Source organism: Bacillus sp. DNRA2, from assembly GCF_012843265.1.
Classification (GTDB): Bacteria; Bacillota; Bacilli; order Bacillales; family Cytobacillaceae; genus Bacillus_BU.
Genome location: NZ_JABAIT010000010.1, coordinates 1 through 15,959, shown reverse-complemented (window position 1 = coordinate 15,959; position 15,959 = coordinate 1). Strand labels below are relative to the sequence as shown.

At 40.1% G+C, this 15,959-nt stretch carries 12 protein-coding genes; all 12 read left to right on the top strand.

The features are described from left to right. Positions 1-16: 16 nt before the first annotated feature. The 12 genes from ilvC to yihA all read left to right on the top strand — a co-directional run bounded on the left by ilvC (position 17) and on the right by yihA (position 15,807). Positions 17-1,036, top strand: a complete 1,020-nt coding sequence (gene ilvC, locus HHO41_RS10265; protein WP_169098172.1) for a ketol-acid reductoisomerase — start codon at positions 17-19, stop codon at positions 1,034-1,036. Next, the gene (locus HHO41_RS10260) at positions 1,023-2,570 is read left to right on the top strand and encodes a 2-isopropylmalate synthase (protein ID WP_169098171.1); all 1,548 of its coding nucleotides are present in this window, start codon (positions 1,023-1,025) and stop codon (positions 2,568-2,570) included. The genes ilvC and HHO41_RS10260 overlap by 14 nt, the downstream gene beginning before the upstream one ends. Before the next feature lie 121 nt (positions 2,571-2,691). Next, the gene (gene leuB, locus HHO41_RS10255) at positions 2,692-3,804 is read left to right on the top strand and encodes a 3-isopropylmalate dehydrogenase (RefSeq protein WP_348981257.1); all 1,113 of its coding nucleotides are present in this window, start codon (positions 2,692-2,694) and stop codon (positions 3,802-3,804) included. Positions 3,805-3,920: 116 nt separating this feature from the next. Next, positions 3,921-5,333 (top strand): 3-isopropylmalate dehydratase large subunit, encoded by a 1,413-nt coding sequence (leuC, locus tag HHO41_RS10250; protein WP_169098167.1) that lies wholly within the window; start codon positions 3,921-3,923, stop codon positions 5,331-5,333. 54 nt (positions 5,334-5,387) lie between these two features. Beyond that, positions 5,388-5,969, top strand: a complete 582-nt coding sequence (leuD, locus tag HHO41_RS10245) for a 3-isopropylmalate dehydratase small subunit (RefSeq protein WP_169098165.1) — start codon at positions 5,388-5,390, stop codon at positions 5,967-5,969. 272 nt (positions 5,970-6,241) lie between these two features. Then, a complete protein-coding gene (locus tag HHO41_RS10240) occupies positions 6,242-7,267 on the top strand; it encodes a tetratricopeptide repeat protein (protein ID WP_169098163.1) in 1,026 nt (341 codons plus the stop codon). 174 nt (positions 7,268-7,441) lie between these two features. Beyond that, positions 7,442-8,740: a trigger factor gene (gene tig / locus HHO41_RS10235; protein ID WP_169098161.1), complete on the top strand. Its 1,299-nt coding sequence runs from the start codon at positions 7,442-7,444 to the stop codon at positions 8,738-8,740. 437 nt (positions 8,741-9,177) lie between these two features. Beyond that, positions 9,178-10,443 (top strand): ATP-dependent protease ATP-binding subunit ClpX, encoded by a 1,266-nt coding sequence (gene clpX / locus HHO41_RS10230; protein ID WP_169098158.1) that lies wholly within the window; start codon positions 9,178-9,180, stop codon positions 10,441-10,443. 162 nt (positions 10,444-10,605) lie between these two features. After that, positions 10,606-12,291 carry an ATP-dependent protease LonB gene (gene lonB, locus HHO41_RS10225; protein WP_169098156.1) on the top strand — a complete coding sequence of 562 codons (1,686 nt, stop codon included), beginning with the start codon at positions 10,606-10,608 and terminating at the stop codon, positions 12,289-12,291. A gap of 220 nt (positions 12,292-12,511) precedes the next feature. Beyond that, the gene (locus HHO41_RS10220; RefSeq protein ID WP_169098154.1) at positions 12,512-12,661 is read left to right on the top strand and encodes a hypothetical protein; all 150 of its coding nucleotides are present in this window, start codon (positions 12,512-12,514) and stop codon (positions 12,659-12,661) included. A 238-nt stretch (positions 12,662-12,899) separates the two neighbouring features. Continuing rightward, complete coding sequence (gene lon, locus HHO41_RS10215) at positions 12,900-15,236, top strand: endopeptidase La (protein ID WP_169098152.1); 2,337 nt, start codon at positions 12,900-12,902, stop codon at positions 15,234-15,236. After that, entirely contained in the window at positions 15,223-15,807 is a 585-nt protein-coding gene (yihA, locus tag HHO41_RS10210; RefSeq protein ID WP_169098150.1) for a ribosome biogenesis GTP-binding protein YihA/YsxC, read from the top strand. The genes lon and yihA overlap by 14 nt, the downstream gene beginning before the upstream one ends. Positions 15,808-15,959: the final 152 nt, after the last annotated feature.

The window sequence follows — 15,959 nt, the reverse complement described above, 5'->3', positions numbered from 1 at the left end:
AAAGGAGAAGATTACAATGGCAAAAATGTACTATAACGGAGATGCAAACCCATCATATTTACAAGGAAAAACTGTAGCAGTTATTGGATACGGTTCACAAGGTCACGCACACTCTCAAAACATGAGAGAAAGCGGCGTTAACGTTATCATCGGATTACGTCCAGGTAAATCTTGGGATAAAGCTGTAGAAGATGGTTTTGAAGTATTATCAGTTGGTGAAGCAACAGCTAAAGCTGATGTAGTAATGATCCTTCTTCCAGACGAACTTCAACCAAAAGTATATAACGAAGAAATCAAACCAAATCTTAAAAAGCAAGCATTAATGTTTGCTCACGGATTTAACATCCACTTCAACCAAATCGTTGCTCCTAAAGAAAGTGACGTATTATTAGTAGCACCTAAAGGCCCAGGGCACTTAGTTCGCCGTACATACACTGAAGGTGCCGGCGTTCCAGCATTATTCGCAATTTATCAAGATGTAACTGGTGAAGCAAGAGAATTAGCCTTAGCTTATGCACATGCAATTGGTTCATTAAGAGCGGGTGGGCTTGAAACTACATTTAAAGAAGAAACTGAAACTGACCTATTCGGTGAGCAAGCAGTTCTTTGTGGTGGTACTTCTGCACTTGTTAAAGCAGGCTTCGAAACACTTGTTGAAGCTGGTTACCAACCAGAATTGGCATACTTTGAAACTTTACACGAATTAAAATTAATCGTTGACCTAATGTACGAAGGTGGATTAGCGAACATGCGCTATTCAATCTCTGATACAGCTCAATGGGGCGATTTCGTAACAGGTCGTCGTCTCGTAACTGACGCTGTTAAAGCTGAAATGAAAGAAGTATTAAAGGACATTCAAGAAGGCCGTTTCGCAAAAGGTTGGATTTTAGAAAACCAAGCAGGTCGTCCTGAATTTACAGCAATCAACCGTGCTGAAAACGAACACTTAATTGAAAAAGTTGGTAAAGAATTACGTGCAATGATGCCATTCGTTAACCCAAAAAACAAGGAAGTGGTTGCCGGTGCCAAAAATTAAAATCTTCGATACTACGCTAAGAGATGGTGAGCAATCTGCCGGTGTGAATTTAAATCTATCCGAAAAGCTTGAGATTGCTCGTCAACTCGAGCGAGTAAACGTGGATATAATTGAAGCCGGCTTTCCCGCTGCCTCCAAAGGTGACTTCCAGTCAGTTCAGAAAATTGCTCAAACTATTCGTGGTTGTTCTGTCACAGGATTAGCTCGTTCAGTGGTTGGCGATATTGATGCTGCCTGGGAATCCCTTAAGGATGGAGCATTCCCGAGGTTGCATACATTTATTGCAACCTCCCCGATTCATCGGGAATATAAATTAAGACAATCAAAAGAGCAGGTTATCGAAACTGCTGTTGCGGCTGTAAAATATGCAGCTCAAAAATTCCCAATTATTCAATGGTCTGCAGAAGATGCGAGCCGTACTGAGTTACCATACTTAGCTGAAATAATTGAAGCTGTCATTCAAGCGGGTGCTAATGTAATCAATTTGCCAGATACTGTTGGTTATGGAACACCTGCTGAATATGGTGCAATGTTTAAATATGTGATGGAGAATGTGCCTTCTGTTCATAAGGTAAGTTTATCTACTCACTGCCACGATGACTTAGGTATGGCTGTTGCTAACTCTTTAGCAGCTGTTGAAAACGGGGCTACACAAGTTGAAGGTACATTTAACGGTATCGGTGAACGGGCTGGTAATGCTTCACTTGAAGAAGTCATTATGGCACTTTACATTCGTGGTGATTTTTATAAAGCAGAAACAAGAATCACTTTAAATGAAATCTTCAGAACAAGTACGTTAATCAGTAAATTAACTGGAATGCCAATTCCTCCAAACAAAGCGGTTGTAGGTCGAAATGCCTTTGCACATGAGTCTGGGATTCACCAAGATGGTGTGTTAAAGGAAAAATCAACCTATGAAATCATTTCACCTGAATTAGTTGGGGTGAAATCTAATTCATTAGTTCTTGGGAAGCACTCTGGTCGCCATGCGTTCAAGATACGCTTGCAAGAGCTTGGTTTAAATGTAGCGGAAGAGGAAATTCCGCAACTATTTACGATTTTTAAAGAGTTGGCTGATCGTAAGAAAGAAATGACAGATGATGACTTAGTCGCCATCGTTCTTGATCATCAGCTTTCTAAGGACCAAGACCAATTCTATGAACTAAAATCTGTTCAAATTCAAAATACAGCTGATCAGGTTCATACTGCGACAGTTACATTATCGGGTCGTAACAATGAAATCATTGAAGAATCTGGTAGTGGCGCTGGTAGCGTTGAAGCTCTGTATAATACATTGGAATGTTGCGTAAAGGAACAAGTCCATTTATTAGACTATCGGATTCAATCTGTTGGTGCAGGCCGTGATGCGTTAGCACAGGTATTTGTGAAATTGAACTATGCAGGCAAGGAATCAAGTGGACGCGGTTTAGCGCAAGATGTTATTGAAGCATCTGCAAAGGCATATATAAATGCTGTAAACCGTGTGATCTATCTTGCAGAGCAAACTCAAGTGACAGAAGGATCTCATTCATAAAACTTGCCAGCTGGCGAGCCTTATTTGTATCAATTCGTTTAGCTGCCAAAGTTATCTTTGTGCAGCTAAACATCCTTTTAAGCATATATTTTACTATTTTTATTAGAGGGGGATGGAAACCGTGGAAAAACGTATTGCGGTTTTACCTGGTGACGGAATTGGAAAAGAGGTAACCAACGGTGCAATTGCTGTACTACAAGCAGTTGGTGAGCGTTTCAATCATCAATTCCATTTTTCGTTTGGGAGAATTGGTGGAAATGCAGTAGATACTGACGGTACTCCATTACCGGAAGAAACAATTAAGCTTTGTAAAGATAGCGACGCTGTTTTACTTGGCGCAGTTGGTGGACCAAAGTGGGATAATATTGCGGTTGAACTTCGTCCAGAGCAGGGGTTATTGAAAATTCGTAAGGAATTAGAATTGTACGGAAACCTTCGTCCGACAATGTATTATCGCAGTTTAGCTGATGCTTCACCGCTTCGTAAAGAAGTAATTGAAGATATTGATATTTTAATGGTCCGTGAATTAACTGGCGGAATTTATTTCGGTACACCTCGTGAGCGAACAATGCGCGATGGCGAGCCAGGTGCACTTGATACACTTTACTACTCACGTCGTGAAATTGAACGTGTTATCCGGACAGCATTCGAATTAGCAAGCACTCGTAAGAAAAAGGTTACGTCTGTTGATAAAGCAAATGTGTTAGAAACTAGTAGATTATGGCGTGAGGTTGCTGAGGAAATTGCAAAAGATTTCCCAGAAGTAACACTTGAGCATATGCTAGTCGACAACGCCGCTATGCAAATCATTAGAAATCCAAAACAATTTGATGTTGTAGTAACGGAAAATATGTTTGGTGATATTTTAAGTGATGAAGCATCTGTTATCACTGGATCACTAGGAATGCAGCCATCTGCAAGTATTTCTGAAAATGGACCATATTTATTTGAACCAATTCACGGTACTGCTCCTGATATTGCTGGCCAAAATCTTGCCAATCCAATCGGAGCGATTATGTCTGCAGCGATGATGCTACGTGTTTCCTTCGGTTTAACTGAAGAAGCAGATGCAGTTGAAGCAGCTGTAAACCAAGTGCTTGATAACGGTTATCGTACAGGTGACATTGCATTTGAAGGCTGTAAACGCCTTTCAACAACTGAAATGATCGATGAAATCAAAGCATCAATCATGGACACAGAAGCACTTTTAAAAATCCAAAATTGCTATTCATAAGACTAAGTTAAAAGGTTGGCGCAGCTGGCCTGGGAGTGACTTTTGACATTCCGGGTCAGTGCGCTTCTAGTTTAAATAGAAGGCGCTTGCGCTTTTCGTAGTAAGGAGGAAAGCAGATGGGTAAATCAATCATTCAAAAAATCTGGGAAAACCACATCGTTCATCAAGAAGAGGGAAAACCAGATCTTATTTATATCGACTTGCATCTTGTTCATGAAGTAACCTCACCGCAGGCGTTCTCTGGACTAAGATTAAAAAATCGTAAAGTAAGAAGACCAGATAAAACATTCGCGACAATGGACCATAACGTTCCAACTGATAATCCGTTTGAAATCAAGGATAAGGTAGCGTTAAACCAAATTACAACATTAGAGCGTAACTGTGCTGAATTCGGGATTACACTAGCCGATTTGAACAGCCCAGACCAAGGGATTGTTCACGTTATCGGTCCTGAACTAGGATTAACTCAGCCTGGTAAAACAATTGTTTGTGGAGACAGCCATACTTCTACACATGGCGCGTTTGGTGCTTTAGCGTTCGGTATTGGTACAAGTGAAGTGGAGCACGTATTAGCGACACAAACATTATGGCAGACAAAACCTAAGACGTTAAAGCTTCAAGTTAATGGAAAATTAACTCCAGGCGTAACGTCAAAGGACGTTATCCTTTATATTATTGCTAAATATGGCATTAATTTTGGGACAGGTTATGTCATTGAATATTGCGGCGAAGCAATTCGCAGCATGTCAATGGATGAGCGCATGACAGTATGCAATATGTCAATTGAAGGTGGCGCAAGAGCGGGTCTTGTAAGCCCTGATGAAATTACTTTCAACTATTTAAAAGGAAGAAAATATGTTCCAAGTGGCGAAGAATTCGACGCATTAGTTGAAAAATGGTCTGCGCTTGCTTCTGACGAGGATGCAGAGTATGACAAAGTCATCGAAATCGAAGGTGCGGATATTGCACCGATGGTAAGCTGGGGAACAAACCCATCTATGACAGCTCCAGTTGATGGCAGAACTCCATTATTAACTGAATGTGAAACAGAAAACGATCGAAAAGCGGTTGAACGTGCGCTTCAATATATGGGACTTAAAGAAGGTCAATCCATTGAGGAGATTGAAATTCAACACGTATTCATCGGTTCATGTACAAATTCTAGAATCGAAGATTTACGTGCTGCGGCTACTGTCGTTCAAGGCAAACATGTACATCAGAATGTGAGAGCGCTGGTAGTACCTGGTTCTCAACAAGTGAAAGCAATTGCTGAAGCAGAAGGTTTGGATAAAATCTTCACAGAGGCTGGCTTTGAGTGGAGACACGCTGGCTGTTCAATGTGCTTAAGCATGAATGCTGATATTGTACCTGCAGGAGAACATTGTGCGTCCACATCAAACCGTAACTTCGAAGGAAGACAAGGTTCTGGAGCACGCACTCACTTAGTAAGCCCTGCAATGGCAGCTAATGCTGCAATTCATGGCCGTTTCGCAGATGTCCGCAAACTCGCGGCAACAGAAGTACAATAAGCCTTATTTTAAAAATAACATTAACTTGAGCATAGACTGAGAGGAGGCGCTATTTTGAGCGGATTTAAACAATTAACAGGTAAAGCCGTTGCACTTGACCGTGTCAATGTAGATACTGACCAAATCATTCCTAAACAATTCCTTAAAAGAATCGAAAAAACAGGATTCGGACAATTTCTCTTTTTCGATTGGCGTTTCAAATCGGATGGAGAACCAAATCCTGAATTTGAATTAAATTTTCCTGAAAACCAAGGAGCTTCCATTCTGATTACAAACGAAAACTTTGGCTGCGGATCGTCTCGTGAGCATGCGCCGTGGGCATTATTGGATTATGGATTCCAAGTAGTGATTTCAACATCCTTCGCGGATATCTTCCATCAAAATTGCTTAAAAAACGGAATGCTGCCTATTAAGCTAACACCAGAGGAAATTAAATACTTGTTAGAAGCTGCGAAAAAACAGCCGTACAATCTAACAATCGACCTTGATTCACAACAAATCAAGGATGAAGCTGGATTTACAGCATCATTTGAAATTCATCCATATTGGAAGCACATGCTTCTAAATGGATGGGATGAAATTGGCATCACCTTGCAACTTGATGAAGAAATCTCCAAATACGAAGCAGCACATTAATATTCAAAAAAAGATTCACAGCCGAGTCTGTGAGTCTTTTTTTTACTATTTAAGAAAGCGTGGCTTTGAACTAGTTTTAGTGTCCAGCTCCAGGCGCCATCGGCTCGAGGTCACAAGCCAATCCGTCCTGAAGGTAAAAGGCAACCTTCCGGCCGGCTCGTCTTGTGCTTGTCGCCGATAACCGGGCGCCTTGCGCTTTTCTAAGCTCCTTTTTGTAATTTTTAACTTCACATGCTACACTAACCTCAAACGTGAATTAAGGGAGAACCTTCATGAATAAGAGGGACCAGTCAAATAAAGACAATAACATTATCCTTTTTCCGAACTTAGAAAAGCGCCTACTGGAAAAGGGCTTGGATCAACTTCAGCGTAAAAATTTTTCTGAAGCCATTAACTTGCTTAGCCAGGCTAATGAACTAAATCCAGACGATGAGGATATTAATCTCGGCCTTGTGGTGGCGAATTTTGAAGCAGGCAATTTGGCCGTGGCCAACCAGCGTGCAAAACATATGCTTCAATTAGGAATTGGAGAATACTTTACAATCGTTGACATGTACATAATGATTCTCGTTCAACAAAATAACTATGCAGAAATTGTCATAACAATAGAAGCTTTGTTGGAGGAAAGAGAAGTACCTGCTGAAAAGCTGGAGCACTTCATGAAAATGCTTCATTTTAGCCGTAAAATGGCGGAAACACAACCTGAAACACAAATAGCAAATGAAACTCTAACCAACCCAATTAAAGATTTCCAGCTCGAATTGTTTTCGATTAAGGACCCAGGAGAGCAGGTTCATGTAGCAGGGCAACTTGCGAATAGTAATGTTCGGGCATCCATTTTAGAAATCAGTGAATTCCTATCTTCGGACCAGGGGGACCCATTTTTTAAAACGATTCTGCTAACTGTGTTAAAGGAACAAGAATATGATAAAGAAGTTATCGTGAGAAAGTATTCGCGAGATTTGGCTTTGATTCCGGAGAGTCTTTTTGAAGTACATAATCATCCTGATTTTCTTGCTTGTATAAAGATATCATCTGAAAAGCTGGAGAATGACGATCCAATATTGCTTGATAGTATTAAACAATTAATGGAGCGGTATTTCTTCCTAATTTACCCGTTCCGTATTGAAAACGAGGAGCCTCATATTTGGGCTTCAGCCTTCCATTTTGTCGCATCTTCCTATTTTGGACAAGAATTGGAACTTGAAGAAATTGCTAATTTTTATGAGGTTAAAGACACTGATATCCTTGGTGCTATAGAGCAGATTAGTACGATTGAAGAAATTTCTTCCCCATAATTTAGGCTTGCCTGTTGAAACAAAAACATCCTATGGTATAATATAGTGGTTGTATTGTGCGAAAAAATACACAAAAAATTTATTTTTATGGATTTCGATTGCCAGTCATGAAAAATTCATATCCATTCGTTCCGTATGAAAAATGAGAATAGATTGTTGGAGGGAAAAAACAGTATGTCTGCTAAGTTAGAAAAATTAGAAGGGAACCAAGTGGTTCTTACAGTTGAAGTAGATGCAGAAACAGTAAACCAAGGTTTAGACGCTGCATTCAAAAAAGTAGTAAAGCAAGTTAATGTACCAGGTTTCCGTAAAGGAAAAATGCCTCGTCAAATGTTCGAAAAACGTTTTGGCGTAGAATCATTATATCAAGATGCGGTTGACTATCTTCTTCCTGAAGCATACACAAACGCTATCGAAGAAACTGGTATCGAGCCAATCGATCGTCCAGAAATCGATGTTGAACAAATCGAAAAGGGCAAAAACTTTATTTTCAAAGCAACTGTACAAGTTAAGCCAGAAGTTAAGCTTGGCGAATACAAAGGTCTTGAAATCGAAGCATTTGATACTAACGTAACTGATGAAGAAGTAGATGCAGAAATCAAGAAACTTCAAGAGCGTCACGCTGAATTAGTAGTTAAAGAAGAAGGTACTGCTGAACTTGGTGACACAGTTGTTATCGACTTTGCTGGGTTTGTTGATGGTGAAGCATTCGAAGGCGGCACTGCTGAAAACTATTCATTAGAGCTTGGATCAGGTTCATTCATCCCTGGATTTGAAGAGCAATTAGTCGGAGTAGCTACTGGCGAAGAAAAAGATGTTGAGGTTACATTCCCTGAAGAGTACCATGCAGCTGAGCTTGCTGGTAAACCAGCTGTTTTCAAAACAAAACTTCATGAAATCAAAGGTAAAGTAGTTCCTGAACTTGATGATGAGTTTGCTAAAGATGCTGATGAAGAAGTGGAAACTCTTGATGCTTTAAAAGCAAAAATCAAGGATCGTTTAGCTCATGATAAAAAACATCAAGAAGAGCACTACATCCAAAACACTATTGTTGAAAAAGCAACTGCAAATGCTGAGATGGAAGTGCCAGAAGTTATGGTAAACACTGAAATCGGTCGTATGTTAAGCGAGTTCGAACAACGCTTACAAATGCAAGGTATGAATCTTGACCTTTACTACCAATTCTCTGGTCAAGATGAAGCAGCTCTTCGTGAGCAAATGAAGCCTGAAGCTGAACAACGCGTTCGTGGTAACTTAACTTTAGAAGCTATCGCAAAAGCAGAAAACATCGCTGCAACTGAAGAAGATGTAACTGCTGAGCTTGAAAAAATGGCTGAAATGTACAAAATGTCTGTAGAAGACATCCAAAAAGCTCTTGGTGGAACTGAAGAAATCAAAGGTGATCTTTCATTAAGAAAAACTGTTGAGTTCTTAGTTGAAAACAGCAAAACTGTAGCTGCAACACAAGAGTAATCAAAAAAGTAAATTTCATACAAATTATATAATAATAAACAAGGCGCGATTTTATCGTGCCTTGTTTTATACAAAATACACATACATATATTATAATAGAGGTATGGTGAAAATCCCTTCTGCAGAATAATGGGAAATTGGAATATAATTCAGGGTTTTCCCATAAATTTTTTTAATGGATTTTTTGTAACCCGACTGAAGAGGCTGTTTTCTGGAAATGCTTAATTAGTACATATTATTGTTTTGGTGAACTTGGATTAGCCTCCCTGAAATGAAAACTTTAGCAGTTCAAGTGTTATCATTTCCTGTCCGTATGAAAAGTGTGTTACAATCCAATATACATAACTGTAGGAATATTTAAAAAATAGGCTAATCTAAGTTCGATTGATTTGATCCAAACTATATACGAAAAAGTTTTTATCGAGGGGTGAAGTCATTTGTTTAAGTTTAATGATGAAAAAGGGCAATTAAAGTGTTCCTTCTGTGGTAAGACGCAAGATCAAGTCCGCAAGTTAGTTGCTGGACCAGGTGTATATATATGTGATGAATGTATTGAGTTATGTACTGAAATCGTTGAAGAAGAGCTTGGTACAGAAGAAGAAGTTGAGTTTAAAGACGTACCTAAGCCCAAGGAAATTCGCGATATATTAGACGAATATGTAATTGGACAGGATCAAGCGAAGAAATCACTTTCAGTAGCTGTTTACAATCATTACAAGCGTATTAATTCCAACAGCAAAATTGATGATGTTGAATTGTCAAAAAGTAACATTTGTATGATTGGTCCTACTGGCAGCGGTAAGACATTATTAGCACAAACATTAGCGCGAATTCTAAACGTTCCTTTTGCGATTGCTGATGCAACCTCATTAACTGAAGCAGGTTACGTTGGTGAGGACGTTGAGAACATTCTGTTAAAATTAATCCAGGCAGCTGATTATGATGTAGAGAAGGCTGAAAAAGGCATTATCTACATTGATGAAATTGATAAAATTGCCCGTAAGTCGGAAAATCCATCAATTACCCGTGATGTTTCCGGTGAAGGTGTACAGCAAGCGCTTCTTAAGATTTTAGAAGGTACGGTTGCAAGTGTTCCTCCGCAAGGCGGTAGAAAGCACCCTCATCAAGAATTCATCCAAATTGATACCACTAATATTTTATTTATTTGTGGTGGTGCATTCGATGGTATTGAACCAATTATTAAGCGCCGTCTAGGTCAAAAAGTAATTGGCTTCGGGGCAGATCCAAAAACGCAGGAAATTGCTCAAAAAGAGCTTCTTTCAAAGGTTCTACCTGAGGATTTATTACGTTTCGGTCTCATTCCGGAATTCATCGGTCGTCTTCCAGTCATTGCTAGCCTTGAGCAATTAGACGAAGATGCATTAATCGAAATTTTAACTAAGCCTAAGAATGCTCTTGTTAAGCAATTCCAAAAAATGCTTGAGCTTGATGACGTTGAGTTAGAATTCGAGCCAGATGCATTAAAGGAAATCGCTAAGAAGGCAATCGAGCGTAAGACAGGTGCGCGTGGTCTTCGTTCGATTATCGAAGGAATCATGCTAGATGTTATGTTTGATCTTCCTTCGCGTGATGATATTACAAAATGTATCATCACCAGTGAAACCGTTATAGGAAACAGCGTTCCTAAGCTAGTTCTAGAAGACGGTACAGTTGTTGAAGAACAACGCAAAACATCTGCATAAAAATACTTAACTCTAACTAGCCAACCAATCAGATTATTGATTGGTTGGTTTTTTCGTTAAAATGCCATCCATTTATTTCAAAAAAAATCTTGTTTATTACTTCTTACCCTCGGAAATACTAGCTATTATTATAAGCTACTAATAACTCCAGGAGGGAATACGATGAATTGGACGGGGATTGCCTTATTCATACAGCTTTTTTTCGGCGTCATAATCGGTATCTATTTTTGGAACCTATTAAAAAATCAGCGGAGCCAAAAAGTTTCGATAGACCGGGAATCACGAAAGGAAATGGAGCAGCTTCGGAAAATGCGGGCAATCTCATTAACTGAACCCCTTTCAGAAAAGGTTCGCCCAACCAGCTTTCAAGATATTGTTGGTCAGGAGGACGGAATTAAATCATTGAAAGCAGCATTATGTGGACCGAACCCGCAGCATGTCATTATTTATGGACCACCAGGGATTGGAAAAACAGCTGCAGCAAGACTGGTGCTTGAAGAAGCTAAGAAAAATGGGAAATCTCCATTTAATCAATCCGCAGTATTTATCGAACTCGATGCCACGACGGCACGTTTTGATGAGAGAGGAATTGCTGATCCATTAATTGGTTCAGTCCATGATCCAATTTATCAAGGTGCCGGTGCTATGGGACAAGCTGGCATACCTCAGCCAAAACAAGGGGCTGTTACGAATGCTCATGGTGGTGTTCTGTTTATCGATGAAATTGGCGAGCTCCATCCAATTCAAATGAATAAATTGTTAAAGGTGTTGGAAGATCGTAAGGTTTTTCTCGAGAGTGCATATTATCATGAGGAAAATCCACAAATACCTAGCCACATCCATGATATTTTTAAAAATGGTCTTCCTGCTGATTTTCGTTTAATTGGCGCTACTACAAGAACGCCAAATGAAATACCACCGGCGATTCGTTCTCGTTGTATGGAAGTGTTCTTTAGAGAGCTAACCCATGATGAAATTTCAACTGTCGCCCAAAAAGCTGCTGATAAGGTAAGTTTAACGATTAGCGACAAAGGTTTAGATATTCTTTCTACATATGTGCGAAATGGCCGTGAAGCAGTTAATATGATTCAAATTGCTGCTGGAATAGCGATTCAAGAGGACCGAAAGTTTATTAAGGATGAAGATCTTGAATGGATTATCCAATCAAGTCAGCTTAGCCCGCGAATGGATAAAAAGATTAATAAAAATCCGATAATTGGCTTAGTGAACGGTCTGGCTGTGCACGGCCCAAATTCTGGTTCCTTATTAGAAATCGAAGTGACTGTCATGCCTGCTAAGGACAAAGGTTCCATCAATATTACCGGAATCGTCGAAGAGGAGAGCATTGGGAACCAGGGCAAGTCCATTCGTCGTAAAAGTATGGCCAAAGGCTCTATTGAAAATGTTATTACCGTTCTTCGCTCGATTGGTGTACCAGCGGATGAGTACGACATTCATGTGAATTTCCCTGGTGGTGTCCCAGTTGATGGCCCATCAGCTGGAATTGCGATGGCAACAGGCATTTATTCAGCAATTTACAAGCTTCCAGTTGATCACACGGTTGCGATGACAGGTGAAATAAGTATCCATGGTAACGTTAAGCCAATTGGCGGGGTTTATCCAAAGGTAAAGGCAGCGTTGAAGGCCGGTGCTAAGACGGTAATTATTCCTGAAGAAAATATGCAATCAATGCTTCATGAAATTAAGGGTATTGAAATTATTCCTGTGGCCCATTTACATCAAGTATTTGAACACACGTTTGTGAAAGATGTTGCTAAAGATATTGAAAGCACTAGGGATCAAATTATTACCGCAGCTATCGATTTATCGAAGAAGGAAAGTGTGTAGGTTGCAAGTTTTGGTACCCGATATCGCACGAAAAAGACATGAATGGTCATCATTGACGAGATGAGATCGTTATCGTGCCCGAAATCGCACGAAAAAGATTCGAACGGTAACGATAGCCGAGTTAACGTGCCCGATATCGCATGAAAAAAATCCGAACGGTAACGATAGCCGAGTTAACGTGCCCGATATCGTTCAAGAAAGAGCCGTAGGGTAACGATAAATGAGTTATCGTGCCCGATATCGCGCGAAAAAGGCGCTAGTGGTAACGAAAGCCGAGCTATCGTGCCCGATTTCGCACGAAAAAGGCCCGAATGGTAACAATAGCCGAGTTAACGTGCCCAATATCGTTCAAAAAAGAGCCGCACGGTAACGAGAAACGAGCTATCGTGCCTGTCCTGAGAAAAAAAGATTAGAGCGGTAACAGTAAACAAAAAAACACGGAGTTCACCAAATCAACTCAAAAATTTTTTGGCTTCGGTTTGCCAACAAGTGACGAACCGAAGTTTTTCTTTGATTCCATTTATTTAATACGTTAAGATTGTACAAAGACTTCAACTGAATTATGATAAAAGTATGGGTTTAAGTATTGCAATTGGAGGTGTTATTGTATGACTACCAAAACTGAAGAGCTCATCGTTCCCCTCCTGCCTCTTCGAGGGTTACTCGTATATCCATCAATGGTCCTGCATTTAGATGTAGGTCGGGAAAAATCGGTGCAAGCCCTTGAAAAAGCAATGGTAGATGACCATTTGATTTTTTTGACAACACAAAAAGATGTATCAATTGATGAGCCAACTGAAGAAGATTTATTCCATATTGGAACATTGACACGGGTTAAACAAATGCTCAAGCTTCCAAATGGCACGATTCGTGTGCTAGTTGAAGGGCTAAAACGGGCGGAAATCGTTCTTTTACACGACGAAGAGACTCACTATGTTGCCAGCCTGAAAACATATGAGGATAATCCGACCAAGGATGTTGAAGACCAAGCATTAATGAGAACGATGCTTGAACATTTTGAACAATACATAAAACTATCGAAGAAGATATCAGCGGAAACTTATTCATCGGTTACTGATATCGAAGAACCAGGAAGAATGGCTGATATTATTGCATCTCACCTTCCGTTAAAACTGAAAGATAAACAAGAGATTCTCGAAACAATTAATGTGAAGGAAAGAATGAATCGAGTCATTGATATCATTCATAATGAGAAGGAAGTATTAAACTTAGAGAAAAAAATCGGTCAGCGTGTTAAACGCTCGATGGAACGAACTCAGAAGGAATATTATTTGCGTGAGCAAATGAAAGCGATTCAGAAAGAGTTAGGCGATAAAGAGGGTAAAACGGGTGAAATCGCCGAACTTACTGAAAAAATTGAGAATGCAGGCATGACAGAAGCAGTGAAAGAGACGGCTCTTAAAGAACTCGATCGCTATGAGAAAGTTCCAACTAGTTCTGCAGAAAGTGCTGTCATTCGCAACTATATTGAGTGGCTTATTTCGTTGCCTTGGACAACAGCAACTGAGGATGACCTAGATATCCACAAAGCCGAAAAAATTCTTAATAAAGATCACTATGGCCTTGAAAAGGTAAAAGAGCGTGTCTTAGAATACCTTGCAGTCCAAAAGCTTACCAATTCACTAAAAGGTCCAATTCTTTGTTTAGCAGGTCCTCCAGGAGTTGGTAAAACAAGCTTAGCGCGTTCGATTGCAACTTCAATGAATCGTAATTTTGTCCGTATCTCCTTAGGCGGAGTTCGTGATGAATCTGAAATTCGCGGTCACCGTCGCACATATGTCGGCGCGATGCCAGGACGAATCATTCAAGGGATGAAAAAAGCAGGAACGATTAACCCAGTGTTCCTACTTGATGAAATTGATAAAATGTCTAGTGATTTCCGTGGTGACCCATCTGCGGCGATGCTCGAGGTATTGGATCCTGAGCAAAATCATAATTTTAGCGACCATTATATTGAAGAAACATATGACCTTTCGAAGGTTATGTTCATTGCAACAGCAAATAATCTGGCAACGATTCCAGGACCATTACGTGACCGTATGGAAATCATTACGATTGCTGGTTATACGGAAATCGAGAAACTTCATATTGCGAAGGATCATTTATTGCCTAAGCAAGTTGTCGATCACGGTTTATCAAAAAGCCAACTACAGCTTCGTGACGAGGCAATATTAAAGGTTATTCGCTTCTATACACGGGAAGCTGGGGTTAGAAGTCTTGAACGACAATTAGCAACGATTTGCCGGAAAACAGCGAGAATTATTGTATCTGGTGAAAAGAAAAAGGTTGTTGTAACAGATAAAACGATTGAGGAATTCTTAGGAAAACCAGTCTTCCGTTATGGGCAAGCTGAACTTGAGGATCAGGTTGGGGTTGCGACAGGTTTAGCTTATACAACCGTTGGCGGGGATACATTGCAAATTGAGGTATCATTGTCACCTGGTAAAGGAAAGCTTGTTCTTACAGGTAAGCTTGGAGATGTCATGAAGGAATCAGCTCAAGCAGCCTTTAGTTATATTCGCTCTAAAGCAATTGAGCTTGGAATTGATAATGATTTCCATGAGAAATATGATATCCATATTCACGTACCAGAGGGCGCTGTTCCGAAGGATGGACCATCTGCTGGTATAACCATTGCTACTGCACTTGTATCAGCTCTTACTGGTAAGCCAATTCGCAAAGAAGTGGGTATGACAGGTGAAATTACCCTCCGTGGTCGGGTTCTACCGATTGGCGGGTTAAAAGAAAAAACATTAAGTGCTCATCGCGCTGGTTTAACGAAAATCATCTTGCCTAAAGATAACGAAAAGGATATTGATGATATACCTGAAAGCGTACGAGGCGAACTTGAATTTGTGCTTGTATCAAGCATTGATCAAGTGTTGAAGCATGCATTGATTGGAGAAGGAAATGAAAGTAACTAGTGCAGATATAGTAATAAGTGCGGTCAGGCCGGCGCAGTATCCTGAGGGGGATTTTCCGGAAATTGCTTTAGCAGGGCGTTCGAATGTGGGTAAATCCTCATTTATTAATAAAATGCTGGGCCGCAAAGCGTTAGCGAGAACATCTTCAAAGCCGGGAAAAACACAAACATTAAACTTTTTTATCATTAATGAGTCCTTCTACTTTGTAGATGTTCCAGGTTATGGTTATGCGAAGGTGTCCAAAAAAGAGCGAGAAGCATGGGGGAAGATGATTGAAACCTACATCACGTCACGCGAGCAGCTTAGGGCAGTAGTTTTGCTTGTTGATTTGCGTCATCCACCAACAGTTGATGATCGAATGATGTATGATTTTCTAAAGCATTACAATATCCCTTGTATTATTGTCGCGACAAAGGCTGATAAAATCCCAAAAGGGAAATGGCAAAAGCATGTAAAAGTAACCAAGGAAACGTTGGAGCTTCATGAGGATGATCACTTGGTGATGTTTTCCTCTGAAACAGGTGAAGGGAAAGACAAAGCTTGGTCGATTTTAGAAAGCTACATGCGTTAGTGATCAGTTCATAAAAACTCAACCAAAAACAAAGAGGGCTGGAATCACAAGGATCTAAAATGGCACCCATGTCAAGGACACAATAAAAAAAGAGGTTAAGCAACTAGAAGATGATTCCTAAATTGAATAGGGGTCATCTTTTTTAAATTCCA

Excerpts from the sequence above, each read along its gene's own strand:
- lon (WP_169098152.1), top strand. The coding sequence starts at position 12,900 with ATGACTACCAAAACTGAAGAGCTCATCGTTCCCCTCCTGCCTCTTCGA.
- yihA (WP_169098150.1), top strand. The coding sequence starts at position 15,223 with ATGAAAGTAACTAGTGCAGATATAGTAATAAGTGCGGTCAGGCCGGCG.
- HHO41_RS10240 (WP_169098163.1), top strand. The coding sequence starts at position 6,242 with ATGAATAAGAGGGACCAGTCAAATAAAGACAATAACATTATCCTTTTT.
- ilvC (WP_169098172.1), top strand. The coding sequence starts at position 17 with ATGGCAAAAATGTACTATAACGGAGATGCAAACCCATCATATTTACAA.
- lonB (WP_169098156.1), top strand. The coding sequence starts at position 10,606 with ATGAATTGGACGGGGATTGCCTTATTCATACAGCTTTTTTTCGGCGTC.
- HHO41_RS10220 (WP_169098154.1), top strand. The coding sequence starts at position 12,512 with ATGAGTTATCGTGCCCGATATCGCGCGAAAAAGGCGCTAGTGGTAACG.
- leuC (WP_169098167.1), top strand. The coding sequence starts at position 3,921 with ATGGGTAAATCAATCATTCAAAAAATCTGGGAAAACCACATCGTTCAT.
- tig (WP_169098161.1), top strand. The coding sequence starts at position 7,442 with ATGTCTGCTAAGTTAGAAAAATTAGAAGGGAACCAAGTGGTTCTTACA.